We start from the raw sequence: 25,948 nt of genomic DNA, 5'->3' as shown, positions 1-25,948 counted from the left end.
AAAATGCCCTCTCGTAAAGAGCTTGCCAACGCCATTCGTGCGTTAAGTATGGATGCAGTACAGAAAGCGAAATCGGGACATCCGGGTGCCCCAATGGGTATGGCGGACATCGCTGAAGTACTCTGGCGCGGTTACCTGAACCACAACCCGACCAACCCGCAGTGGGCTGACCGCGACCGTTTCGTGCTTTCCAACGGTCACGGCTCCATGCTGATCTATAGCCTGCTGCACCTCACCGGCTACGATCTGCCGATGAGCGAACTGGAAAACTTCCGCCAGCTGCACTCAAAAACTCCAGGTCACCCGGAATATGGCTACACCGCCGGCGTTGAAACCACCACCGGTCCGCTGGGGCAGGGCATCGCTAATGCGGTCGGTTTCGCTATCGCTGAGCGCACCCTGGCCGCGCAGTTCAACCGTCCGGGTCATGACATCGTAGACCACAATACCTATGTCTTCATGGGTGATGGCTGCATGATGGAAGGCATCTCGCACGAAGTCTGCTCACTGGCGGGTACGCTGAAGCTGGGCAAACTGGTGGCCTTCTATGATGACAACGGTATCTCTATCGACGGTCACATTGATGGCTGGTTCACCGATGACACCGCTAAGCGCTTTGAAGCTTACGGCTGGCACGTTGTGCGCGGCGTTGATGGTCACGATGCGGATGCGATTGCTAAAGCGATCGACGAAGCGAAAAGCGTCAGCGACAAGCCATCATTGCTGATGTGCAAAACCGTCATCGGCTTCGGTTCGCCGAACAAAGCGGGCACCCATGATTCACACGGCGCACCGCTGGGTGATGACGAAGTGGCGCTGACCCGTAAACAGCTGGGCTGGAACCACGCACCGTTCGTTATCCCGTCAGAGATCTACGCTGAGTGGGACGCGAAAGAAGCGGGTCAGGCGAAAGAGTCCGCCTGGGATGAGAAATTCGCGGCTTACGCGCAGGCTCACCCGGAACTGGCCGCTGAGTTTAAGCGTCGCATCAGCAATGAGCTGCCTGCTAACTGGCAGGAAGAGTCTCAGAAATTTGTTGAGCAGCTGCAGGCGAACCCGGCGAAGATCGCCAGCCGTAAAGCCTCACAGAATGCGATTGAAGCCTTCGGTAAAATTCTGCCGGAATACCTGGGCGGTTCAGCTGACCTGGCGCCGAGCAACCTGACTGTCTGGTCGGGCTCTAAGCCGATCAATGAAGATGCGGCAGGTAACTACATCCATTACGGCGTGCGTGAATTCGGTATGACCGCTATCGCTAATGGACTGGCGCTGCACGGCGGCTTCCTGCCTTACACGGCCACCTTCCTGATGTTCGTTGAGTATGCGCGTAACGCTGCGCGTATGGCGGCACTGATGAAGATCCGTCAGATCATGGTCTACACCCACGACTCCATCGGTCTGGGCGAAGATGGCCCGACGCACCAGCCGGTTGAGCAGATGGCCAGCCTGCGCACCACGCCAAACATGAGCCTGTGGCGTCCGTGTGACCAGGTTGAATCTGCCGTGGCGTGGAAATACGCGATTGAACGTCAGGATGGCCCGACGGCACTGATCTTCTCCCGTCAGAACCTCGCGCAGCAGTCGCGTGACGCTGAGCAGCTGGCTAACGTGGCGCGCGGCGGCTATGTGCTGAAAGATTGCGACGGCACGCCTGAGCTGATCCTGATCGCCACCGGTTCAGAAGTTGAACTGGCTGTCGGTGCGTGGGACAAACTCACCAGCGAAGGTCGTAAGGTGCGTGTCGTCTCTATGCCTTCAACGGATGCCTTCGACAAGCAGAGCGATGCGTATCGCGAAGCCGTTCTGCCAAAAGCGGTCAGCGCGCGCGTGGCTATCGAAGCGGGCATCGCAGATTACTGGTTCAAATACACCGGTCTGAATGGGGCTATCGTCGGCATGACCAGCTTCGGCGAATCAGCGCCTGCGGATCAGCTGTTTGAACTGTTTGGCTTTACCGTCGACAATGTTGTGGCGAAAGCCAAAGCGCTGCTGGCGTAAAAAACCGGTCAGGCGGGCCTGAACCCGCCTGGCGCTAAACTCAGAGGGACGACTTTTTCGTCCCTCTCGCTCTTTTATTCCTGCAGTAATAACCTGTTTTCGCCTCAATTTGTGACGCAGATCTAAATATAAGCAGTCAGATTGATCACAGTCATTCCCGTTATTCCTTCCTTCTATTATTGTAGCTGAACCGTTTCAGTCGCCAGGCATCTTGCCCTGGTTTCGGACAATGCCGGGTAAGAATCTCCTGTACAAAATGCAGTGAAACGCTCAGGCTAACGGCACGTTTTTTTCAGTCTGACGTGGCAGGAGAGAAATGACGGTACGGGTAGCAATAAATGGTTTTGGCCGGATTGGACGCAACGTTCTGCGCGCGTTATATGAAACGGGCCGGCGGGCGGAGATTACGGTGGTGGCGATCAACGAGCTGGCGGAAGCCACCGGGATGGCGCACCTGCTGAAATATGACACCAGCCATGGCCGTTTTGCTTTTGATGTGCGGCAGGAGCGCGATGTGATGTGGGTGGGGGGCGATACCCTGCGCATTCTGCACCGTGCAGAGATTGCCGATCTGCCGTGGCGTGAACTCGATGTTGATGTGGTACTGGACTGCACCGGCGTTTACGGTTCGCGCGCGGATGGCGAAGCGCATCTTCAGGCGGGTGCCAAAAAAGTGCTGTTCTCTCATCCCGGCGGAAACGATCTCGACGCGACCGTGGTGTATGGCGTTAATCAGCAGGATCTGAGCGCCAGCGACCGCATCGTCTCCAATGCCTCCTGTACCACCAACTGCATTATTCCGGTAATTAAACTGCTGGATGATGCGTTTGGCATCGAATCCGGCACCGTCACCACGATTCACTCGGCGATGCACGATCAGCAGGTGATCGACGCTTATCACAGCGATCTGCGCCGCACCCGAGCAGCCAGCCAGTCGATCATTCCGGTCGACACCCGGCTGGCGGCGGGCATCACCCGCATTTTTCCGAAATTCAACGATCGCTTTGAGGCGATAGCGGTTCGCGTCCCGACGATCAACGTGACGGCTATTGATCTCAGCGTTTCTGTTCGTCAGGCAGTGAAGGCGTGCGAGGTTAACACCCTGTTGCAAAGCGCGGCAGAGGGGGCATTTCGTGGTATAGTTGACTATACGGAATTACCGTTAGTCTCAGTAGATTTTAACCATGATCCGCACAGCGCCATTGTGGACGGAACGCAAACGCGGGTCAGCGGTCAACACCTTATCAAGACCCTGGTCTGGTGTGACAACGAATGGGGCTTTGCTAACCGAATGCTCGACACGACGTTAGCCATGGCCGCAAGCGGTTTCAGGTAAGACGCGGTTTGCGTCTGGCAAAACTTATGAGAATCAACGAGAGGGTTCACCATGTCTGTAATTAAGATGACCGATCTGGATCTGGCTGGCAAACGCGTGCTGATCCGTGCCGATCTCAACGTACCGGTTAAAGAAGGTAAAGTGACGTCTGATGCACGTATCCGTGCTTCTCTGCCCACCATTGAAGCGGCGTTGAAACAGGGCGCGAAAGTAATGGTTACCTCTCACCTGGGTCGTCCGACCGAAGGTGAATACAACGAAGAGTTCTCGCTGCTGCCGGTCGTGAACTACCTGAAAGAGAAGCTGAGCGGCACCAATGTGACCCTGGCAAAAGATTACCTCGACGGCGTGGAAGTGGGCGCTGGCGAACTGGTGGTGCTGGAAAACGTTCGCTTTAACAAAGGCGAGAAGAAAGATGACGAAGCGCTGTCTAAAAAATATGCTGCCCTGTGCGACGTTTTCGTGATGGACGCGTTTGGTACTGCACACCGCGCGCAGGCCTCTACTCACGGCGTCGGCAAATTTGCGCCTGTTGCCTGTGCCGGTCCGCTGCTCTCCGCTGAACTGGAAGCGCTGGGCAAGGTGATGACCAACCCTGAGCGTCCGCTGGTCGCTGTCGTGGGCGGTTCTAAAGTCTCAACCAAATTTGATGTGCTGCAGTCGCTGGTCAAAATCGCGGACACCGTGATTGTCGGCGGCGGCATCGCGAACACCTTCGTGGCTATCGACAATAAAGTCGGTAAATCCCTGTATGAGCCAGACTTCGTTGAAGCAGCGAAAGGCCTGCGCGATCAGCACGGTATTCCGGTGCCGACTGACTCACGTATCGGCACGGAATTCTCCGAAACTGCACCAGCAACCGTGAAAAAGGTTTCGGAAGTGGCGGATAACGAAGAGATTATGGACTTCGGTGACGAAACCGCACAGGCGATGGCTGCCATCCTGAAGGATGCGAAAACCATCCTGTGGAACGGTCCGGTGGGCGTATTCGAGTTCCCTAACTTCCGTAAAGGCACCGAAATCGTGGCAAACGCCATTGCAGACAGTGAGGCGTTCTCTGTGGCTGGCGGCGGCGACACCTTAGCGGCGATCGACCTGTTCGGTATCGAAGACAAAATTTCCTACATCTCTACCGGTGGCGGCGCGTTCCTTGAGTTCGTGGAAGGCAAGAAACTGCCTGCCGTCGCCATGCTGGAAGAGCGTGCGAAGCAGTAAACCTTTGGGGGTGATGCCCTGCGGCATCGCCTGAAGTCTTGCCCGTCTGGGCGTTTAAATCGACGTTCCTTAAGGGGAACAACGGTCACGAAACAGGACACAATCATGTCTAAAATTTTTGATTTCGTAAAACCCGGCGTTGTCACTGGTGATGACGTACAGAAGATCTTCAAAGTCGCGAAAGAGAACAAATTCGCACTGCCAGCCGTGAACTGCGTCGGCACCGACTCTATCAATGCCGCACTGGAAGCTGCTGCGAAAGTTAAAGCGCCAATCATCATTCAGTTCTCTAACGGTGGTGCGGCTTTCATCGCGGGTAAAGGTTTCAAGACTGACAAACCACAGGGCGCCGCTATTTTCGGTGCAATCTCGGGTGCACACCATGTTCATCTGATGGCTGAGCAGTATGGCGTGCCGGTAATTCTGCACACTGACCACTGTGCCAAGAAACTGCTGCCGTGGATCGACGGTCTGCTGGACGCGGGTGAAGAGTACTACCAGAAAAACGGTAAACCTCTGTTCTCTTCTCACATGATTGACCTGTCAGAAGAGTCTCTGGAAGAGAACATCGAAATCAGCAGCAAATACCTGGCGCGCATGGCGAAACTCGACATGACCCTGGAGATTGAACTGGGCTGCACCGGCGGTGAAGAAGATGGCGTTGATAACAGCCACATGGACGCATCTGCACTCTACACCCAGCCAGAAGATGTGAACTACGCGTACGAAAAACTGCATGCGATCAGCCCGCGCTTCACCATTGCGGCGTCATTCGGTAACGTTCACGGCGTGTACAAGCCAGGCAACGTGAAACTGACCCCGACCATTCTGCGTGATTCGCAGAAGTTTGTGTGTGAAAAACATGGCCTGCCGCACAACGCGCTGGACTTCGTTTTCCACGGCGGTTCAGGTTCTTCAGCAGCAGAGATCGAAGAGTCTATCAGCTACGGCGTGATCAAGATGAACATCGATACCGATACCCAGTGGGCAACCTGGGACGGCATTCTGCAGTACTACAAAAAGAACGAAGGCTATCTGCAGTCGCAGCTGGGTAACCCGGAAGGCGACGACAAGCCAAACAAAAAATATTACGACCCACGCGTCTGGCTGCGTTCTGCCCAGGCGTCTATGGTGGTCCGTCTGGAGCAGGCTTTCAAAGAGCTTAACGCTGTCGACGTACTGTAACACCCTGGTGGTTACCGTATAAAAAAGGCCCGAAAGGGCCTTTTTTTTGCCTTTTTTTCAGCAGATTTATGTCAAAGGTCATGCAGGTTTGGCACACCGGCATTTATTGTTTACCCTTTTGTCAGGGATTGTCAGAGCGGTTCTGACAATGTGGTCTCATTCCCTTTGGGATTTAATTACAGGATGGTTACATGCAGGATACGGGCATGATCGATGAAATCAACAACGCGGGAAACTGGATTATACGAAATCAGGAACTCCTGATTAGCTATGCGGTAAACATTGTCGCCGCGATTGCGATTATCGTGGTAGGGCTGATGATTGCGCGCATCATCGCCAATGCGGTCAATCGTCTGCTGCGTGCGCGTCACATTGATACCACGGTCGCTGACTTCCTGTCTGCGCTGGTACGCTATGGCATTATCGCGTTCACGCTTATCGCCGCACTGGGGCGTATCGGCGTCCAGACCACCTCGGTCATTGCTATTCTGGGTGCAGCCGGTCTGGCTGTGGGCCTGGCATTAAAAGATTCCCTGTCAAACCTGGCGGCGGGTGTGCTGCTGGTGATTTTCCGCCACTTCCGGGCCGGTGAGTTTGTCGATCTGGGCGGCATCATGGGTACGGTCATGAACGTACAGATCTTCTCCACGACCCTCAAATCGGCTGACGGCAAGCTGGTGGTCGTGCCTAACGGTAAAATCATCACCGGTAACATCGTTAACTTCTCGCGCGAGCCGGTACGCCGCAATGAATTTATCATTGGTGTCTCTTACGATGCGGATGTTGATCAGGTGCTGACGCTGCTGCGCGAAGTAGTTGATGCTGATAGCCGTGTTCTGCAGGAGAAAGGCGTGCAGGTGGGTCTGAATGAGCTGGCGGCCTCCTCAATGAACTTTGTGGTGCGCTGCTGGAGCAACAGCGGAGACCTGCAGGATGTTTACTGGGATCTGCTGAAGAACTTTAAGCGTGCGCTGGATGGAAAAGGGATTGGCATTCCTTATCCTCAGATGGATGTGCATCTGCACCGTGTTAAAAAGCCGGAGACCGCCGCGCCAGAGACAATCGCGCCACAGGCCCAGCAGGAGTAATCGTTTTATGGGCGACCCCGGTCGCCCATTCATTTTGCTAATCGCAGATTAATTCTTTCAATTTCCGCTAATCATCGCCCCCTCTTATACTGCTTCACATCTGACGATGTGAGGACATAATTCTGTGATATCTCTCTACTTTCAGGGGCTTGCCCTGGGTGCCGCACTGATTCTGCCGCTGGGTCCGCAGAACGCCTTTGTCATGAATCAGGGGGTAAAGCGGCAGTATCACCTGATGACAGCGGCGCTCTGCTCGCTGAGCGATATTCTGCTGATTTGCGGCGGTATTTTCGGCGGAAGTGCACTCCTCAGTCACTCTCCGCTGCTGCTGGGGGCAATCACCTGGGCGGGCGTAGCCTTTCTGCTCTGGTACGGCTGGGGCGCGCTGCGTCACGCCTTTCGCGGCGATGTCGATCTGGCAGAGGGGACGTCGCGCAGGCAGAGCAGGGGACGCATCGTGGCGACGCTGCTGGCGGTGACCTGGCTCAACCCGCACGTCTATCTTGATACCTTTGTGGTGCTGGGCAGCCTTGGCGGTCAGTTGCCGACCACCGCGGCGCGTCAGTGGTTCGCGCTGGGAACCATCAGCGCCTCTGTCCTGTGGTTTTTCGGCCTGGCCCTGCTGGCCGCGTGGCTCTCGCCGCGTCTGCGCACTGCGACGGCACAGCGGATCATTAACCTGCTGGTCGGCGCAGTGATGTGGTTTATTGCCCTGCAACTGGCGCGCCAGGGTATCGCCGCTTTCTGAACAGAACGCGAACAGCCTGCGGTTATTGCCGCACCGCTGGCGAACTTTTGCCATAATGACCACTCAAAGCATGGCGCATCCCGATGCGCTGCTGGGCTTCGCCGGTTAGAAGCCGTCATAGTGACCTTTTCAAGGAGGACTTTCATGAAACTGAAAGCATTGGCTCTGGCCGCAATCATGAGCGCCGGAGCACTGGCTGGCGTACACGCTGATGAGTTACCAAATGGGCCGCACGTGGTGACCTCAGGCAAGGCAACAGTCGATGCCCGTCCCGATATCGCCACGCTCTCTATCGTGGTGAATGTCTCATCCAAAGATGCCGCCGATGCGAAAAAGCAGGCGGACAGCCGGGTTGAACAATATTTCGATTTTCTGCAGAAAAACGGCATTGAGAAGAAAGATATCGATGCGGCTAACCTGAGTACCCAGCCAGAGTACGATTACACCAAAGAGGGTAAATCTGTCCTGAAAGGCTATCGCGCGGTGCGTCAGGTTCAGGTCACTCTGCGTCAGCTGGACAAGCTGAACGATCTGCTGGATGGCGCACTGAAATCGGGTCTGAACGAGGTGCGCAGCGTCGAGTTAGGCGTAGCAAACCCGGAGAGCTACAAAGAGCAGGCACGTAAAGCGGCAATTAAGAATGCGACTCAGCAGGCCTCACAGCTGGCTGAAGGCTTTAACGCGAAGCTGGGCCCGATCTACAGCATCCGCTATCAGGTCGCTAACTATCAGCCGATGCCGATGAACCGCATGTATAAAGCGGCGGCAGCAGCCGATACCTCAGCCCAGGAAACCTACGATCAGCAGAGCATTAACTTTGACGATCAGGTCGATGTGGTGTTTGAACTCAAGCCCAACGCGCCATAATGCAAAACGGGGCTGATGTCCCGTTTGAAATTGTTGACAAAACCTGGCCCGGTTCGCTGTGAGACGGTGCCTGCACAGGAAACAGGGTCAGATCGGAAAGTCGCTAAGGCCAATCCCTGGCCGCTCGGCCCGCACCATCCCTGGCGTGGGACGCTTTCCTCTTCTGACCCTGCTCCCTGCGCGTTTAACTTTTCTGTTGTTGTAAGAGTCTTCTTTATCCCGATTTGTCAGCAACAAAAACGGGGCTTTCGCCCCGTTTTTGTTTTCAGGCTGCCACGTCGTCCTGACGCAGCACCCGATGTCCATGCGCTATCAGCGCGTCGGTGACCCGACGCATCAGACGGCTCTCCGGCGCAAAACGATGCCAGTAGAGCATCCGGCGCTGATACAGGCCAGGCGTCAAATCGATTAACTCCCCGCTTGCCAGCTCGCGCTCAATCTGCAGATGCGGAATCATACAGCAGGTCGACCCCTGTCGCGCCATCTGCACAAAGGCTTCCGATGAGTTGACGATGTGGCAGGGCACGCTCCCGGGTGAGAGGTCGAAATTCTGCTGCAGAAAGGCCTGATGCATATCATCAAGGTGGTCGAACGCGACCGCAGGCGCCTTCAGCAGGGCAGAGCGGGTCACCCCGTTGGGGAAGAAGCGATCGGCAAAGTCGCGCGACGCCACAAACAGATAGTCGAGCGCGCCGAGCTGGTCCACCAGGCAGCTGGGCAGCGGCTGCGGCTGAATACTGACCGCGCCCACCACCTCACCGCGGCGCAGACGCTCCTGGGTGCGGGTTTCATCTTCCACCTGCAGATTCAGGCGCACGGGCGAGTCGGCCAGCACATCTTTCAGGGCGGGCAGCAGCCAGGTCGCCAGACTGTCGGCGTTGACCGCCAGCGACAGCAGCAGCGGCGTGGTTCCACTGTTCTCATCACCCAGCCACTCCTCTTCCAGCAGCTCGACCTGATGCAGTAACGCCAGTAGTTTCTGGCCCTGTTCGGTCGGACGCGGCGGCACGGTGCGCACCAGCAGCGGCTGACCAAACAGGTTCTCCAGCTGCTTGATACGCTGAGACACCGCCGACTGGGTGATGCAGAGTTTCTGTGCGGCTCGCTCAAATCCGCGTTCGCGGATCACTGAATCCAGCGCCTGAAGCGTTCGATAATCCGGGCGTTTCATTATTCTTCTCTCTCCTTCAGGGTGGACGTCACTATGCCACAAAAGTGCCGCCTGTGATGGCTCACCTGTTTTTTGTGGGCTGGCTTCCAAAGCGTTAAATCCACGTCGGTCAGCCGAGCATTTTCAGCCAGCCTTGTTTTATACTACGCGCACTTCGTTGTCGCACAGGTTTTAAACATACCATGACCCAGGATGAACTGAAAAAAGCCGTTGGCTGGGCTGCACTTGAGTACGTGCAGCCCGGGACGGTTGTTGGCGTAGGCACCGGATCCACCGCTGCCCACTTTATCGATGCGCTTGCCACAGTCAGGCATCAGATCGAAGGTGCCGTCTCCAGCTCGGATGCCTCGACTCTGAAACTGAAAAGCCTGGGCATTCCGGTGTTTGACCTGAACGAGATCGATCTGCTGTCGGTTTACGTCGATGGTGCGGATGAGATCAACCCGCAGATGCAGATGATCAAAGGCGGTGGCGCGGCGCTGACGCGTGAAAAGATCGTAGCCGCGGTGGCGCAGACCTTTATCTGTATCGCCGACGCCTCTAAAGAGGTCGATGTGCTGGGCCGCTTCCCGCTGCCGATCGAGGTGATCCCGATGGCGCGCAGTTACGTTGCGCGTGAGCTGGTTAAAATGGGCGGCCTGCCGGAGTATCGCCAGAATGTCATCACCGATAACGGCAACATCATTCTCGACGTGCATAATCTGACTATTCTCGATCCGATTGCGCTGGAAAAGAGCATCAACGCTTTGCCTGGCGTGGTCACCGTGGGCCTGTTTGCCGCACGCGGCGCCGATATTGCGCTGATTGGCGGTCCGGATGGCGTGAAAACCATCAAAAAATGATCTGTCCGGCGTCGATACGGCGCCGCTTATTTCTGCCTGCAAATCATCTTTTCTCGCCCGGGTGAAATTTGGTGACTTATGTCACATAACCGTTATCCGCAACGGTTTCATTCTCTCTTCAACCCTGACCCCGTGATTTTGTCTGGCATTGTGGTGCTGCCAGCCGTTGCCGTGCTGGCTCCCGGGCAATCGTTTGTATTGCCCGACGCGATTTTTTTGATATTTTGACAGAAGGCTGGCTTATGGTACTCCTCATTGAATGCTGAATAGGATCGGGAAATGGCAAAGGTATCACTGGATAAAGATAAGATTAAGTTCCTGCTGGTGGAGGGTGTGCATCAGAGCGCGCTGGACAACCTGCGGGCTGCAGGCTACACCAACATCGAATTTCACAAGGGCGCGCTGGACGCTGACGCATTAAAAGCCTCCATCCGTGATGCGCACTTCATTGGTATCCGTTCCCGCTCCCAGCTTACTGAAGAGATTTTTGCGGCAGCTGAAAAGCTGGTCGCTGTCGGTTGTTTCTGTATCGGTACCAACCAGGTTGACCTGCAGGCCGCCGCCAGCCGCGGGATTCCGGTCTTCAATGCGCCATTCTCCAATACCCGCTCGGTCGCTGAACTGGTGATTGGTGAAATGCTGCTGATGCTGCGTGGCATCCCGGAAGCGAATGCCAAAGCGCACCGTGGTATCTGGAACAAGAATGCCAAAGGCTCATTCGAAGCGCGTGGGAAAAAACTCGGCATCATCGGTTACGGCCATATCGGGATGCAGCTGGGCGTGCTGGCAGAGAGCCTGGGCATGCACGTTTTCTTCTACGACATTGAAAACAAGCTGCCGCTGGGTAATGCCACTCAGGTTCGCCATCTGGCGGAACTGCTCAACATGAGCGACGTTGTGAGCCTGCACGTACCGGAAACCGTGTCGACACAGGATATGATCGGGGCGGAGCAGCTGGCGCAGATGAAGCCTGGCGCGCTGCTGATTAACGCCTCTCGCGGTACAGTTGTGGATATCCCGGCGCTGTGCGAGGCACTGGCCAGCAAGCATGTGGGAGGCGCGGCCATCGACGTCTTCCCGGTCGAGCCAGCCACCAACAGCGATCCCTTTATCTCTCCGCTGAGTGAGTTCGACAACGTGATCCTGACGCCGCACATTGGCGGTTCGACAGAAGAAGCGCAGGAGAACATCGGTATTGAAGTTGCGGGCAAGCTGGCGAAATACTCCGATAACGGCTCCACCCTGTCGGCGGTCAACTTCCCGGAAGTCTCACTGCCGATCCACGGCATCAGCGCCAGCCGTCTGCTGCACATCCACGAGAACCGTCCGGGCGTGCTGACGGCGATCAACCAGATTTTCGCCGAGCAGGGCATTAACATCGCCGCTCAGTATCTGCAGACGTCGCCATTTATGGGCTATGTGGTCATCGATATCGATGCTGAGCCGGAAGTGGCGGAGAAAGCTCTGCAGCTGATGAAGGCTATTCCGGGGACTATCCGCGCGCGTTTACTTTACTAAGCGCTACCCGCCTGGAGAGGCGCTTAATCGCGTCTCTTCAGGTTTCATTGCAGCCAGGTGCGCCCGGACAGGGGATTAAGCCATCTGAAAGTGTCGTAAGATCACTTCCTCTACTCCCACTGCCACAGCTTTGACGGCGTCATTACGGCCGGTAAAGGCACATCCCATTCTGCCACCGGCAGGCTGTCAACCTGCTGACAATCGTGGGCCAGACCCACGGGCAAAAAGCCGTGCTGCCGCCAGTTCTGCAGCGTGCGATCGTAGAAGCCTCCGCCCATCCCCAGACGCTGACCGGCGTGATCAAACGCCACCAGCGGCACCATCATCAGATCCAGCTGATCCAGGGTGATTAACTGCCGGATATCCAGCGGCGGTTCGGGAATACGCAGCTTATTGGTCTGCAAAGGGGTGTCGGGCGAATAGCGCAGAAACAGTAAATTACCGGGAGAGAAGGGGTGCAAAACCGGCAGACAGACCGTTTTTTTCAGATGCCACAACCGGGCAATCAGCGGACGGGTGTTGAGCTCCCCATCCACCGACAGAAACAGGGCAATGTTTTGTGCGGTAGTAAGCGGGGCGTAGTTCAGGGCCAGCTCCGCAAGCTGTTCGGCCGCCTGGGCCTGCTGCTCGTCCGTCAGCGCCCGGCGCAGATGACGCACCTGCTGGCGAATTTCCTGACGCTGTAACATGGAAGGTGCAGAGATGGAAGGTTCAGACATGATTTCCCCGCCGGATAAGTCGCTGTTCAGCGACTATAACATGTCGGTCGGGGGAAAAAAGCAGAAGTGCTGAAAGGGAGATCTCCGAGATGCCGCCGTAGGCTGTAACCCTTGAACCCTTGGTTCAAGGTGAACATGCCGTCGTAACCATCAGGCTTCTCGGACGGACCGAGCATGCACACAGGTTACAGAGCGTCACATTCTGTTTTTTCGAAATATCGGCTCAGGGGACTGGCCCACTTGCAAACATCTCAGAGAAAATTTACCTCACCGTTACTGTAGCACAGCAACCATGAAGTTTTATTCGAACTTCGCATCCTGGCGGTCGGTTATGCGACCCTGCTCAACTAACGCCTGCTCAATCGTCTGCTGCAGCATACGGATACGCTGTTCCATATTAGCAGCATAATCGCGCGTTTTCACTTTCTCTTGCGCCAGTTCATGGCAGACGTTTAACGCGGCGATGAACACCAGTTGCTCTGTATTTGTGACTCTAGTGCGAACTTTTAAATCTTGCAACCGCTGATTGAGATCGTCAGCCGCACTATTGAGCGCATCTTGCTGCTCTGGCGGACAATTCACTCTTAACGAACGACCAAAAATTTGTAAATCTACCGGTTGTGCAGACATGCCACCTTCCTGACTGATTACTTCGCTCGCAACTCCCTTAGCAGTCAATGGCTTGGGAGGCGGGCAACTATATAGACCCACGAAATAAGATACAACCCCTTTTCTGGAAACCTTGAGGCAGCTAGTGGTAGCATAACACGAACTTATTCTGCCAACGACGATGAAAACTTATGTCCTTACAGAACGCAACCCCCGATTACAACGCGCTTGCGGCGGTGCTCTCACAGCAGGGTGTTGGAATGACGCCCGCAGAAATGCACGGCCTGCTGAGTGGGATCCTCTGCGGCGGTAACCAGGACACCAGCTGGAAGACGCTGGTCCACGATCTGGCTAACGAAGGCATGGCGTTTTCTCACTCTCTCGCAGTGCCACTGACAGAACTGCACGCGCACACGGCGACCACGCTGGAAGATGAAGGCTTTCTGTTTCAGCTGCTGCTGCCCGCTGATGATGACATCACCGTCTTTGACCGTGCCGATGCGCTGGCGGGCTGGGTGAACCATTTTCTGCTCGGCCTGGGCGTAACACAGCCTAAACTGGATAAGGTCACCGGGGAAACCGGCGAAGCCATTGATGACCTGCGCACCATCGCTCAGCTCGGTTATGAAGAGGATGAAGACCAGGAAGAGCTGGAGCAGTCGCTGGAAGAGGTGATTGAGTATGTGCGCGTGGCAGCCCTGCTGTGTCATGACACCTTTACCCGCCCACAGCCCACTGCGCCAGAAGTGCAAAAGCCGACGCTGCATTAAGTCAGGCGTTTCAGGTCAACGAGTTTAACCGGTCAGTTTACAGGGAGTGCAGAGATGATTTCACTGGAACGATTCCTGCAGCGCCGTCAGGCGCTGTTAGCGAAGATGGCGCCAGGCAGCGCCGCGTTAATTTTTGCTGCGCCTGAAGTGACGCGCAGTAATGACACCGAGTATCCGTTTCGTCAGAGCAGCGATTTCAGCTATTTCACCGGTTTTAACGAGCCACAGGCGCTGCTGGTCCTGATCAAAAGCGATGAGAATCACAACCACAGCGTGCTGTTTAACCGCGTGCGTGACCTCACGGCAGAGATCTGGTCTGGCCGTCGGCTGGGTCAGGAGGCGGCTCCTGCGAAACTGGGCGTGGATCGCGCGTTGCCCTGGGACGACATTGGCGAACAGCTGCACCTGCTGCTCAACGGCCTGGATGTGATCTACCACGCACAGGGTGACTACAGCCATGCCGATGCCCTGGTGTTCAGCGCTCTGGAAAAACTGCGTCGTGGGTTCCGCCAGAACCTCAGCGCGCCTGCCACCCTGACCGACTGGCGTCCCTGGGTGCATGAGATGCGCCTGTTCAAGGATGCGGATGAAATCGAGCTGATGCGCCGCGCCGGGAAGATCAGTGCTCTGGCCCATACCCGTGCCATGCTGGCCTGCCAGCCAGGCATGTTTGAGTATCAGCTGGAGGGAGAGATTCATCACGAATTTGCCCGTCATGGCGCGCGCTTCCCGGCCTACAACACCATTGTCGGTGCCGGAGAAAACGGCTGCATTCTGCACTACACCGAAAATGAAAGTGAAATGCGCGACGGCGATCTGGTGCTGATCGATGCCGGCTGCGAGTTCCACGGCTATGCCGGTGATATCACCCGCACCTTCCCGGTTAACGGCAAATTCAGCCCGGCGCAGCGCGCGATTTATGACATCGTTCTGGCTTCACTGAACCGGGCGCTGGAGATGTTCCGGCCTGGCATCAGCATTCGCGAAGTCAACGATGAAGTCGTACGCATTATGATCACCGGTCTGGTTGAGCTGGGCATTCTCGACGGTGACGTCGATACGCTGATTGCCGAAGAGGCGCATCGTCAGTTCTACATGCATGGTCTGGGCCACTGGCTGGGGCTGGATGTTCACGATGTTGGCCACTACGGCACGCCGAGCCGCGACCGGATACTGGAACCGGGCATGGTGTTAACGGTTGAACCGGGCCTCTACATCGCGCCGGATGCGGATGTTCCTGTGGCGTATCGCGGCATCGGTATCCGTATCGAAGATGACATCGTGATCACCGAAGAGGGCATTGAAAATCTCACCGACAGCGTCGTGAAAGAGGCCGATGAGATTGAGGCGCTGATGGCGGCGGCTAAACAGGCATGACGATTCTGATTGCCGGTGGCGGCATGACCGGGGCGACGCTGGCGCTGGCGATCTCCCATCTCACTCAGGGCAAACTGCCGGTGACGCTGATCGAGCGCAGCGAGCCTGCCAGCCGGGCGCACCCCGGTTTTGATGGCCGGGCGATTGCGCTCTCAGCCGGCACCTGCCAGCAGCTGGCGGCGATTAACCTCTGGCAGCGCATCGCCAGCTGTGCCACGCCGATTACTGATATCCATGTCTCCGACCGCGGCCACGCAGGCTTTGTCTCGATGGCGGCGGCTGACTATGAGATTCCGGCGCTGGGGCAGGTTGTCGAGCTGTTTGACGTCGGTCAGCGGCTGTTTGCTGAACTGAAAAAAGCGCCGGGCGTGACGTTGCGCTGTCCGGCTCGTGTGACCCAGGCAATCCGCAGTGATGAGCAGGTTGAGGTGACGCTGGACAACGGCGAGCAACTCAGCGGAAAAGTGCTGGTGGCGGCAGACGGCACACGCTCTGCACTGGCGGCATCCTGTGGCATCCAGTGGCAGACTGAGGCGTATCAGCAGCTGGCGGTTATCGCCAACGTCTCCACCGCGCTGCCTCATCAGGGCCGGGCATTTGAACGTTTCACCGAGCATGGCCCGCTGGCGCTGTTGCCGATGTCCGGGAACCGTCTGTCGCTGGTCTGGTGCCATCCGGCGTCGCAGCGCGAAAAAATAGTGCAGTGGAGTGATGCTGAATTCCTCAGCGAGTTGCAGCGCGCCTTTGGCTGGCGGCTGGGGAGATTCACCCACACCGGTCAGCGCGAATGCTACCCGCTGGCGCTGCACCAGGCGGTGCAGACGGTAACGCATCGCGTGGCGGTGGTAGGCAATGCGGCACAGACGCTGCATCCGATTGCCGGGCAGGGCTTTAACCTGGGCCTGCGCGACGTGATGTCGCTGGCGGAAACGCTGGCCGCTGCCCATCGGCAACAGCAGGACCCTGGCAGCTATGCGGTCCTGAATCACTATCAGCAACGCCGGCAGTCGGACCGTGCCGCCACCATTGGCATCACAGACGGGCTGGTTCGCGTCTTTGCCAATCGTTACGCCCCGATGGTGGCGGGACGTAACCTGGGCCTGCTGGCGATGGACCATCTGCCGTGGCTACGAAATCAACTGGCTGAGCGCACGCTTGGCTGGGTTAAGCGTTAATAAAGAGGCTCAGATGCAAACTTTTGATGTGGTGATTGCCGGTGGCGGAATGGTGGGGCTGGCTGTTGCCTGCGGCTTGCAGGGCAGTGGACTGCGCATCGCCGTACTGGAAAAATCGCCGGAGCCGCCCCTGGCGCTGAGTGCGTCACCCTCCGTCCGTGTTTCGGCAATTAATGCCGCCAGTGAGCGTCTGCTGCAGAAGCTGGATGTCTGGTCGACAATCCTTTCCCTGCGCGCCAGTCCCTATCACGGTATGGAAGTGTGGGAGAAGGACAGTTTTGGAGCCATCGCGTTTGATGATGAGCAGCAGGGCCTGTCGCATCTTGGCCACATCATCGAGAATCCGGTGATCCAGAGCGCGCTCTGGCAACGTGCCAGCACCTGCAGTGACGTCACGCTGATGGCGCCCTCGCAGTTGCAGCAGGTGGCATTTGGTGACAACGAAGCCTTTATCACGTTGCAGGATGGCAGCATGCTAAGCGCGCGCTTAATGATTGCTGCTGATGGCGCAAACTCCTGGCTGCGCAACAAAGCGGATATTCCACTGACCTTCTGGGATTACGACCACCACGCGTTAGTGGCTAACGTTCGCACCGAACAACCTCACGACGCGGTGGCGCGTCAGGTTTTCCACGGCGACGGCATACTGGCGTTCCTGCCGATGCAGGACCCACACCTCAGCTCTATCGTCTGGTCGCTGTCGCCTCAGGAAGCCAGCCGCCTGGAAACCATGCCGGACGCGCTGTTCAACCAGCAGCTCTCCGTGGCGTTTGATATGCGCCTCGGCCTCTGCCAGCTGGAAAGCGAGCGCAAAACGTTTCCGCTGGTGGCGCGCTACGCCCGCAACTTCGCGGCGCACCGTCTGGCGCTGGTCGGGGATGCGGCTCACACCATCCATCCGCTGGCAGGACAGGGGGTTAACCTGGGCTTCATGGACGCCGCAGAGCTGATCGGAGAGATCCGGCGTCTCCATCAGCAGGGCAAAGATATCGGTCAGCACCTCTATCTGCGCCGCTATGAGCGCAGCCGTAAACACAGCGCCGCCATGATGCTGGCGGGCATGCAGGGCTTCCGCGAAATGTTTGCAGGCAACAACCCGGCGAAAAAACTGCTGCGTGATGTCGGTCTGAAGCTGGCGGACCGTTTACCGGGCGTCAAACCGATGATGCTGAAACAGGCGATGGGCCTGACCGATTTGCCCGCCTGGCTTCGCTGAATCTGCCGCTCTGCTAAGCCAGCTTCTGCTGGCTTTTTTTATTTCTCAAACCCCTCTGCACCACAAAAAGGCAACGCTGCACCAGCAGGGTTCCTCGTTTGATTTATTCTAATTTTGCGTGAGATTTCGCATTACTTTTTTTTATCCGGAAGCGCGCGGAAGGCGGGATCTTTTTAACAACCTGGACGCCGTGCCGCATAAATTTGCTGCGTATATTTAAATAGCCTGCATTTATTGCGCGATTAATCACAAAAATGCAGTTTATTATCCTGTCGCCTCCGATTCCTGGTTAGTCTGTGCCTCTGCTTTCGACCCCGATTTGCTTATGGTTAATCGCCAGATTCGGTGGTAACGTCAGCCTCAGGAGAACGTTTGCGTCGGCACAGTATGACGGCGCGCTTTTGTACTCATTCGCTTCTGCACAGGATGGTTATGACTCAGCAAACACCTCTGTTTGAACAGCATCAGGCCTGCGGTGCCCGCATGGTGGACTTTCATGGCTGGATGATGCCTTTACACTACGGCTCCCAGATGGATGAACATCATGTCGTGCGCAGTGACGCCGGCATGTTTGATGTCTCCCACATGACCATTGTCGATCTGACCGGTCCGCGTACCCGCGAGTTTCTGCGCTACCTGCTGGCGAACGATGTGGCAAAACTGACCCAGCCCGGCAAGGCGCTCTACACCGGGATGCTCAATGCCTCGGGTGGCGTCATTGACGATTTAATTGTTTACTTTATGAGCGAGACGTTCTTCCGCCTGGTCGTGAACTCCGCGACCCGTGAGAAAGATCTCGCCTGGATAGCGCAGCACGCGCAGAACTACGGCATTACGCTGACCGAACGCGATGATCTGGCGCTGATTGCCGTGCAGGGTCCGCAGGCACAGCAGAAAGCGCAGACGCTGTTCAGCGAAGAGCAGCGTCAGGCCGTCGCAGGCATGAAGCCCTTTTTCGGCGTACAGGCGGGCGATCTGTTTATCGCTACAACGGGTTACACCGGCGAAGCGGGATATGAGATTGCGCTGCCCGCAGGCGAGGCGGCGGGGTTCTGGCAGCGCCTGCTGGCTGCAGGGGTGAAACCGGCCGGACTGGGCGCGCGCGACACCCTGCGTCTGGAAGCGGGGATGAACCTCTATGGTCAGGAGATGGATGAAGGTGTCTCACCGCTGGCCGCCAACATGGGCTGGACCGTCTGCTGGGAGCCAGCAGACCGCGATTTCATCGGCCGGGAAGCCCTGGAGCTTCAGCGTGAACGCGGAACGGAAAAGCTGGTGGGACTGATCATGACGGAAAAAGGGGTGCTGCGTCACGGGCAGCCGGTGCGTTTCACGGATGAGCAGGGACAGCAGCAGGAAGGGATCATTACCAGCGGTTCTTTCTCACCGACCCTGGGTTACAGCATCGCCCTGGCGCGCGTCCCCGCTTCCGTCGGCAGCGCAGCCATCGTTGAGATCCGTAACCGCCAGATGCCGGTACAGGTCACCCGTCCCATTTTTGTCCGCGCCGGTAAGCCGGTCGCTCAGTAAATTTTATTCAGGAGAAATGGCCAATGAGCAATGTGCCGAATACGTTGAAATACCGCGACAGCCACGAATGGGTGCGCAAAGAAGAGGATGGCAGCTACACCGTGGGGATTACTGAACATGCGCAGGAGTTACTGGGCGACATGGTGTTTGTCGATCTGCCGGAAGTGGGCGCGACGTTCGCAGCCGGTGAAGAGTGTGCGGTAGCGGAATCCGTTAAAGCGGCTTCAGATATTTATGCGCCCCTCAGCGGTGAAATTGTGGCGGTCAACGACGCGCTGACCGACTCACCGGAGCAGGTTAACAGCGAGCCTTATGCCGGCGGCTGGTTATTCAAAATGAAAGCCAGCGACGCGTCCGAACTTGACTCGCTGCTGGATGCGGATGCCTATAAAGCTTCCATCGACGAGTAATCGTCAGGCGGCCTCCTGCAGAGGCCGCTGACTTCTGTTTGATCCCCGGTTCCCCAGCCCGATTCAGGATTTACTGCTAATGACTCAGACTCTCAGCCAGCTTGAACACAACGGTGCCTTTATTGAGCGCCATATCGGTCCTTCACCTGAGCAGCAGGCGCAGATGCTTGACGCGATTGGTGCCCGTTCGCTGGACGCGTTAATCGGCACCATTGTGCCTGCCGACATTCAACTGCCAGGCCCGCCTGCGGTAGGCGAAGCCGCCACTGAACAGCAGGCGCTGGCGGAACTGAAAGCCATCGCCAGCCAGAATCTGCGTTACAAATCCTGGATCGGCATGGGATACAGTGCGGTGATCACCCCGCCGGTGATCCTGCGTAACATGCTGGAGAATCCCGGCTGGTACACCGCTTACACCCCTTATCAGCCTGAGGTGTCGCAGGGCCGTCTGGAAGCACTGCTGAACTTCCAGCAGCTGACGCTGGATCTCACCGGCATGGATATCGCCTCCGCCTCACTGCTGGATGAAGCGACCGCCGCCGCCGAAGCGATGGCGATGGCAAAACGCGTCAGCAAGCTCAAAAACGCGAATAAATTTTTCATTGCCGATGATATTCATCCGCAGACGCTGGATGTGGTGCGAACCCGTGCAGAAACGTTCGGCTTTGAACTGATTATCGACCGTGCAGAGAAAGCGCCTGAGCATGACGATCTGTTTGGCGTGCTGCTGCAACAGGTGGGCACCACCGGTGAAGCGCACGACTACCGCGCTCTGATTGCCGCACTTAAAGCGCGCAAAGTGGTCGTCAGCGTGGCCGCCGACTTTATGTCGTTAGTCCTGCTGGAAGCGCCTGGTAAGCAGGGCGCGGACATCGTGTTTGGTTCGGCTCAGCGCTTCGGCGTACCCATGGGTTACGGCGGGCCTCACGCGGCGTTCTTCGCCAGCCGTGACGAGCATAAACGCTCTATGCCGGGCCGCATCATTGGTGTCTCGCGCGATGCCGCAGGCAACACGGCGCTGCGCATGGCGATGCAGACCCGCGAGCAGCATATCCGCCGCGAAAAGGCCAACTCCAACATCTGTACTTCACAGGTGCTGCTGGCCAACATTGCCGGTCTCTACGCGGTGTTCCACGGCCCGGCCGGACTTAAACGTATCGCCTCACGCATTCACCGCTTCACCACGATTCTGGCAGCCGGCCTGCAGCAGGGCGGCCTGACGCTGCGCTATCAGCACTGGTTCGATACGCTGACGGTCGAGGTGGCGGATAAAGCCGCCGTGCTGAACCGCGCCCTGAGCTTTGGCGTTAACCTGCGCAGCGATATTCACAACGCGGTCGGCATCACGCTGGATGAAACCACCTGCCGCGAAGATATTCTGACGCTGTTCGCTATTCTGCTGGGTGACGATCAGCGTCCGGACCTGGACAAACTCGACAGCGAAGTCGCCAGCGAAGGCCACGCTATTCCAGCCGGTCTGCTGCGCCAGAGCGACATTCTGACTCATCCGGTCTTCAACCGTCATCACAGCGAAACTGAGATGATGCGCTACATGCACAGCCTGGAGAAAAAAGATCTGGCGCTGAACCAGGCGATGATCCCGCTCGGCTCCTGCACGATGAAGCTCAATGCCGCGGCGGAGATGATCCCGATCACCTGGCCGGAGTTTGCTGAGCTGCATCCTTTCTGCCCGGCTGAACAGGCCGCCGGTTATCTGCAGATGATCGGTCAGCTTTCACAGTGGCTGGTGCAACTCACCGGCTATGATGCGCTCTGTATGCAGCCTAACTCCGGGGCGCAGGGGGAGTACGCCGGACTGCTGGCGATCCGCCGCTATCATGAAAGTCGCGGCGAGGGGGATCGCCATCTCTGCCTGATCCCCAGCTCGGCCCACGGCACTAACCCGGCCTCTGCTCAGATGGCGGGTATGGATGTGGTGGTGGTGGCCTGTGATAAACAGGGCAACATCGATCTGGGTGACCTGCGCGAAAAAGCCGCTCAGGCAGGTGATAAACTCTCCTGCATCATGGTGACTTATCCCTCTACCCATGGCGTCTACGAAGAGACCATCCGCGAAGTGTGCCAGATTGTTCATCAGTATGGTGGTCAGGTCTACCTGGATGGCGCAAACATGAATGCGCAGGTCGGCATCACCACGCCGGGATATATCGGCGCGGATGTGTCGCATCTCAATCTGCACAAAACCTTCTGCATCCCGCACGGCGGTGGCGGTCCGGGTATGGGACCGATTGGCGTCAAGGCGCATCTGGCTCCGTTTGTGCCGGGTCACAGCGTGGTGCAGATTGACGGTGTGCTGACGCAGCAGGGCGCGGTTTCCGCTGCACCGTTTGGCAGCGCCTCCATCCTGCCTATCAGCTGGATGTACATTCGCATGATGGGAGCCGAGGGACTGAAACAGGCCAGCTCGGTCGCTATCCTCAATGCTAACTACATCGCCAGCCGCCTGCAGTCCGCCTATCCGGTGCTCTATACCGGCCGCGACGGCCGCGTGGCGCACGAATGTATTCTCGACATTCGTCCGCTGAAAGAGCAGACCGGCATCAGCGAGCTGGATATTGCCAAGCGCCTGATCGATTACGGCTTCCACGCGCCGACCATGTCCTTCCCGGTCGCGGGCACCCTGATGGTGGAGCCAACCGAGTCGGAGAGTAAAATCGAACTGGATCGCTTTATTGATGCGATGCTGGCGATCCGCATCGAGATTGACCGGGTGGCGGCCGGTGAATGGCCGCTGGACGATAACCCGCTGGTGAATGCACCGCACACCCAGCTGGAAATTGTCGGTGAGTGGTCTCACCCTTACAGCCGTGAACTGGCGGTCTTTCCGGCGGGCAGCCACAACAAGTACTGGCCGACGGTTAAGCGTCTTGACGATGTCTTTGGCGACCGCAATCTGTTCTGCTCCTGCGTACCGATCAGCGACTATCAGTAAATCGCGGCAGCAGAATCTCATCCCCAGGGGCCGGTTTCCGGCCCTTTTTTATGGAGAAACAGTATGAAACTGGCACTGGTTACGGGAGGCAGCCGCGGCATCGGACGGGCAACGTCGCGACTGCTGGCCGCTCGCGGTTATCGGGTCGCGGTGAACTATCGCCAGCGCGAGGCAGAAGCGCAGGAGGTGGTCAGCCAAATCCGGCAGCAGGGCGGGGAAGCCTTTGCGATTCAGGCTGATATTGCGGATGAAGAGGCGGTGAAGGCGATGTTTGCGCAGCTCGATCAGCAGGCGGAACCGCTGGTGCTGCTGGTGAACAACGCCGGTATTCTGTTTCAGCAGTGCCGCACCGAACAGCTGGATGCGGCGCGTCTGCAAAAAGTGTTTGCCACCAATGTTATCGGCACCTTTCTCTGCTGCCGGGAGGCGGTTAAGCGGATGGGTACCCATCATGGCGGCCAGGGCGGGGCGATCGTGAACGTTTCATCGGCGGCGTCCCGCACCGGTGCACCGGGTGAATATGTCGATTACGCCGCTTCAAAAGGGGCGATGGATACCCTGACCAGAGGATTGTCGCTGGAAGTGGCGCAGCAGGGCATCCGGGTAAACTGTGTCCGGCCGGGCTTCATCTATACAGAGATGCATGCTGACGGCGGCGAGCCGGGCAGAGTAGACCGGCTTGCCAGTGCGATTCCGATGGGACGTGGCGGAGAAGCGGAGGAGGTTGCGGAAGCGATCGTCTGGCTGGCCAGTGAAGCGGCCTCATACGTGACCGGCAGCATCATTGACGCTGCCGGTGGGCGCTGAGGCGTTTCGCCTCCGCGGCGGCGGGGCGCGTCAGAGGTTTTCGCCGTTGCTGGCGATAACCTGCTGATACCAGCCGAAGCTCTTCTTCTTCGCACGGGAAAAGTCGCCGCTGCCATCATCGTTTTTATTCACATGAATAAAGCCGTAACGCTTGTCGTACTGTCCGGTGGTGAACGAGACGCAGTCCAGGCAGCCCCACGGGGTGTAGCCCATTAACTCGACGCCATCATAGCTGACGGCTTTCTTCATCTCTTCGATGTGCGCGCGCAGATAGTCGATGCGGTAATCATCGTTAATCATCCCGTCGGCACCCGGCTTATCGATCGCGCCAAACCCATTTTCCACAATAAACAGCGGCTTCTGATAACGTTCATAAAGGTCGTTCAGGGCATAGCGCAGGCCAACCGGATCGATCTGCCAGCCCCAGTCGGAGGCTTTCACATGCGGGTTTTTCACTACGCCTTCAAAGCCGGTAATCGGATCGTCAACGCCGCTGGCATCGGTCTTCACGGCGTTGCTCATATAGTAGCTGAAGCCAACGTAGTCTGCGCAGCCCTGACGCAGCGTTTCGGCATCGTCAGCGTCCATCTGAATGTCATACCCTTTGCGTGCCCACTCTTTCAGGGTATAGGCCGGATAGTATCCGCGCATCTGCACATCACTGAACACGTAGCGCTGATGCATCGCTTCCTGCGCCAGGGCCACATCATCCGGATGGCAGGAGAACGGGTAGACCGGCACCATGGCGATCATGCAGCCAATCTGAAAGTCCGGATTGATGTCGTGCCCGAGTTTCACCACTTTTGCGCTGGCAACAAACTGATGATGCATCACCTGATACATCGCCTCTTCAGGCTTCTCATGTTCAGTGAAGATCACCCCTGAGCAGCAGTATCCAAACAGCGGATAACGCCAGTTGCGCTGGTTGTTGATCTCGTTGAAGGTCATCCAGTATTTCACTTTGTTTTTATAGCGCTTCAGCACCACTTCACTGAAGCGCACAAAGAAGTCGACCACTTTACGGTTATGCCAGCCGCCATACTCTTTAACCAGGTGATAAGGCATTTCGAAGTGAGAGAGGGTGATGACGGGTTCAATGCCATACTTCAGCAGTTCATCAAACAGGTCGTCATAGAATTGCAGGCCCGCTTCGTTGGGCTGCTGCTCATCCCCGTTCGGGAAGATGCGGGTCCAGGCAATGGAGGTGCGGAAACATCTGAAGCCCATCTCGGCAAACAGCGCGACATCCTCTTTATAGTGAGAGTAGAACTCCACGCCCTGATGGTTCGGATAGAAATGGCCGGGCTGCACGCCATCGGTGATGACCCGATCAACACCATGTGAGCCGCCGGTCAGCACGTCTGCAATGCTGACTCCTTTGCCGCCCTGATCCCAGCCACCTTCAACCTGATGCGCTGCCACCGCGCCACCCCAGAGAAAGTCTTTGGGTAACTGCAATTCTGCACTCATGTTTCACTCCGTTCCGGATAAAGAAATTGCGATGAGTGTAGCAAGGCAATAATCAAAGTCACGATATAACACCGCGCGAGAAATGGCGTTTGTTACCTGTGAAAAACAGGCTGTTTTATTTTCGCAGCTGGCGGCCGATCGCCTCAATAATATAGGTTACCGGTACCTGTGTCGTAATATCCGTATTGTCAGCCAGACGAATAATCGGCACATGGTAGCAGAGGGTAAAATCGCCGATTTTCGCCAGCGAGCTGCTCTCCGTATTCGTTATCGCAATGATTCTGCACTTGTTCAGGCTGAACTGGCTGGCAATACGCAGGATCTCTTCGGTTTCACCGGAGACGGATAAAATAATCGCAATCGCGTTCTGATAGAGGTCGGGACTGATCGGATAATAGGGATCATCAATTGCGTGGCTGAATTTACCGAGGTTAGAGAAAAAGCGGGCGCCATATTTCGCCAGGCTGCCTGATGTGCCGACGCCAATAAAGAAAACCTGCTCAGCCTGAGCAATTTTCTGTGCGGCCTGAGCGATGAGCTGTTCAAACGCCGGATTGTTAATGCTGTTAAAGAAACTCAGCATCTCGCTCACCCCGGCGGTATTCAGCTGAGGCGTATGCTGCTGTTCGGCTAAGCGCAGACGAATGCGAAATTCTGACCAGCCTTCACAGTGCATCTTACGGCAGAAGCGCAGCACGGTGGTTGTGGAGACCCCCGCCTGCTCAGCCAGTTCGCGGATGGTCATATAACTGACGCCTTCACGATGTTTAATGATGAACTGATAGACCTGCATTTCCAGATCGTTAAGACGGGCGAGATCGCGGTGCGAAAACATGGATGACTCGTTGAACGGTTGACCTGGGGTCAGTTTATCAGATTCAGCAGCCGGTTTAACGGTTACAGAATTTCATAAGATAATTTTAGCGTACAGGTGTACACTGAAA

General features: G+C 56.9%; 22 protein-coding genes and 1 other RNA gene. 17 read left to right on the top strand and 6 right to left on the bottom strand.

Annotation, left to right across the window (positions count from 1 at the left end; translation table 11 throughout):
- The first annotated feature begins 3 nt into the window (after positions 1-3).
- The 7 genes from tkt (at position 4) to OXR04_RS11175 (ending at position 8,437) form a co-directional block, all read left to right on the top strand.
- Positions 4-1,998, top strand: a complete 1,995-nt coding sequence (gene tkt / locus OXR04_RS11205; RefSeq protein ID WP_046102506.1) for a transketolase — start codon at positions 4-6, stop codon at positions 1,996-1,998.
- 316 nt (positions 1,999-2,314) lie between these two features.
- A complete protein-coding gene (gene epd, locus OXR04_RS11200) occupies positions 2,315-3,334 on the top strand; it encodes an erythrose-4-phosphate dehydrogenase (protein ID WP_009087123.1) in 1,020 nt (339 codons plus the stop codon).
- Positions 3,335-3,385: 51 nt separating this feature from the next.
- Positions 3,386-4,549, top strand: a complete 1,164-nt coding sequence (gene pgk, locus OXR04_RS11195; protein WP_267370016.1) for a phosphoglycerate kinase — start codon at positions 3,386-3,388, stop codon at positions 4,547-4,549.
- A 105-nt stretch (positions 4,550-4,654) separates the two neighbouring features.
- Complete coding sequence (fbaA, locus tag OXR04_RS11190; RefSeq protein WP_009087119.1) at positions 4,655-5,734, top strand: class II fructose-bisphosphate aldolase; 1,080 nt, start codon at positions 4,655-4,657, stop codon at positions 5,732-5,734.
- A gap of 191 nt (positions 5,735-5,925) precedes the next feature.
- Positions 5,926-6,822: a small-conductance mechanosensitive channel MscS gene (gene mscS, locus OXR04_RS11185; RefSeq protein WP_267370019.1), complete on the top strand. Its 897-nt coding sequence runs from the start codon at positions 5,926-5,928 to the stop codon at positions 6,820-6,822.
- Positions 6,823-6,946: 124 nt separating this feature from the next.
- On the top strand, positions 6,947-7,570 hold the full coding sequence (gene argO, locus OXR04_RS11180) for an arginine exporter ArgO (protein WP_058958469.1): 624 nt from the start codon (positions 6,947-6,949) through the stop codon (positions 7,568-7,570).
- A gap of 144 nt (positions 7,571-7,714) precedes the next feature.
- Positions 7,715-8,437, top strand: a complete 723-nt coding sequence (locus tag OXR04_RS11175) for an oxidative stress defense protein (protein ID WP_267370021.1) — start codon at positions 7,715-7,717, stop codon at positions 8,435-8,437.
- Between the two features lie 265 nt (positions 8,438-8,702).
- Here OXR04_RS11175 and OXR04_RS11170 read toward each other — a convergent pair whose 3' ends face one another.
- Complete coding sequence (locus OXR04_RS11170) at positions 8,703-9,608, bottom strand: LysR family transcriptional regulator ArgP (RefSeq protein WP_009087111.1); 906 nt, start codon at positions 9,606-9,608, stop codon at positions 8,703-8,705.
- 182 nt (positions 9,609-9,790) lie between these two features.
- On the opposite strand from OXR04_RS11170, the gene rpiA reads away from it, so the two are divergent.
- Positions 9,791-10,450, top strand: coding sequence for a ribose-5-phosphate isomerase RpiA (gene rpiA / locus OXR04_RS11165; RefSeq protein WP_046102502.1), 660 nt, complete (start codon positions 9,791-9,793; stop codon positions 10,448-10,450).
- 279 nt (positions 10,451-10,729) lie between these two features.
- Positions 10,730-11,968 carry a phosphoglycerate dehydrogenase gene (gene serA / locus OXR04_RS11160; protein WP_009087106.1) on the top strand — a complete coding sequence of 413 codons (1,239 nt, stop codon included), beginning with the start codon at positions 10,730-10,732 and terminating at the stop codon, positions 11,966-11,968.
- Positions 11,969-12,078: 110 nt separating this feature from the next.
- Here serA and OXR04_RS11155 read toward each other — a convergent pair whose 3' ends face one another.
- From OXR04_RS11155 to zapA, 3 genes are all read right to left on the bottom strand, one after another.
- On the bottom strand, positions 12,079-12,687 hold the full coding sequence (locus OXR04_RS11155; protein WP_267370024.1) for a 5-formyltetrahydrofolate cyclo-ligase: 609 nt from the start codon (positions 12,685-12,687) through the stop codon (positions 12,079-12,081).
- Positions 12,688-12,764: 77 nt separating this feature from the next.
- A non-coding RNA gene (gene ssrS / locus OXR04_RS11150) (6S RNA) lies at positions 12,765-12,948 on the bottom strand.
- A gap of 39 nt (positions 12,949-12,987) precedes the next feature.
- Complete coding sequence (zapA, locus tag OXR04_RS11145; RefSeq protein ID WP_009087102.1) at positions 12,988-13,317, bottom strand: cell division protein ZapA; 330 nt, start codon at positions 13,315-13,317, stop codon at positions 12,988-12,990.
- A gap of 170 nt (positions 13,318-13,487) precedes the next feature.
- On the opposite strand from zapA, the gene OXR04_RS11140 reads away from it, so the two are divergent.
- From OXR04_RS11140 to OXR04_RS11105, 8 genes are all read left to right on the top strand, one after another.
- Positions 13,488-14,066, top strand: a complete 579-nt coding sequence (locus OXR04_RS11140) for a YecA family protein (RefSeq protein ID WP_009087101.1) — start codon at positions 13,488-13,490, stop codon at positions 14,064-14,066.
- A 54-nt stretch (positions 14,067-14,120) separates the two neighbouring features.
- Positions 14,121-15,443 (top strand): Xaa-Pro aminopeptidase, encoded by a 1,323-nt coding sequence (gene pepP / locus OXR04_RS11135; RefSeq protein WP_084690459.1) that lies wholly within the window; start codon positions 14,121-14,123, stop codon positions 15,441-15,443.
- A complete protein-coding gene (gene ubiH, locus OXR04_RS11130; RefSeq protein WP_046102501.1) occupies positions 15,440-16,618 on the top strand; it encodes a 2-octaprenyl-6-methoxyphenyl hydroxylase in 1,179 nt (392 codons plus the stop codon). Before pepP ends, ubiH begins: the two co-directional genes overlap by 4 nt.
- A gap of 13 nt (positions 16,619-16,631) precedes the next feature.
- Positions 16,632-17,834 carry an FAD-dependent 2-octaprenylphenol hydroxylase gene (gene ubiI / locus OXR04_RS11125; protein ID WP_058958034.1) on the top strand — a complete coding sequence of 401 codons (1,203 nt, stop codon included), beginning with the start codon at positions 16,632-16,634 and terminating at the stop codon, positions 17,832-17,834.
- Between the two features lie 432 nt (positions 17,835-18,266).
- Positions 18,267-19,364, top strand: a complete 1,098-nt coding sequence (gcvT, locus tag OXR04_RS11120) for a glycine cleavage system aminomethyltransferase GcvT (protein ID WP_267370028.1) — start codon at positions 18,267-18,269, stop codon at positions 19,362-19,364.
- Positions 19,365-19,387: 23 nt separating this feature from the next.
- Complete coding sequence (gene gcvH, locus OXR04_RS11115) at positions 19,388-19,774, top strand: glycine cleavage system protein GcvH (protein WP_009087090.1); 387 nt, start codon at positions 19,388-19,390, stop codon at positions 19,772-19,774.
- A gap of 79 nt (positions 19,775-19,853) precedes the next feature.
- The gene (gene gcvP, locus OXR04_RS11110) at positions 19,854-22,727 is read left to right on the top strand and encodes an aminomethyl-transferring glycine dehydrogenase (protein ID WP_267370030.1); all 2,874 of its coding nucleotides are present in this window, start codon (positions 19,854-19,856) and stop codon (positions 22,725-22,727) included.
- Positions 22,728-22,790: 63 nt separating this feature from the next.
- Positions 22,791-23,534 (top strand): SDR family oxidoreductase, encoded by a 744-nt coding sequence (locus tag OXR04_RS11105; RefSeq protein ID WP_267370031.1) that lies wholly within the window; start codon positions 22,791-22,793, stop codon positions 23,532-23,534.
- A 30-nt stretch (positions 23,535-23,564) separates the two neighbouring features.
- On the opposite strand, the gene OXR04_RS11100 is transcribed toward OXR04_RS11105, so the two are convergent.
- A complete protein-coding gene (locus OXR04_RS11100; RefSeq protein WP_058958029.1) occupies positions 23,565-25,004 on the bottom strand; it encodes a 6-phospho-beta-glucosidase in 1,440 nt (479 codons plus the stop codon).
- Positions 25,005-25,119: 115 nt separating this feature from the next.
- On the bottom strand, positions 25,120-25,839 hold the full coding sequence (locus tag OXR04_RS11095; RefSeq protein WP_009087083.1) for a MurR/RpiR family transcriptional regulator: 720 nt from the start codon (positions 25,837-25,839) through the stop codon (positions 25,120-25,122).
- Between the last annotated feature and the right edge of the window lie 109 nt (positions 25,840-25,948).

The organism is Pantoea sp. GM_Pan_3, assembly GCF_026541045.1.
GTDB classification, from domain to species: domain Bacteria; phylum Pseudomonadota; class Gammaproteobacteria; order Enterobacterales; family Enterobacteriaceae; genus Pantoea; species Pantoea anthophila.
Note: the sequence above shows the minus strand (reverse complement) of the source record. Positions and strands in the feature narration are given on the sequence as shown.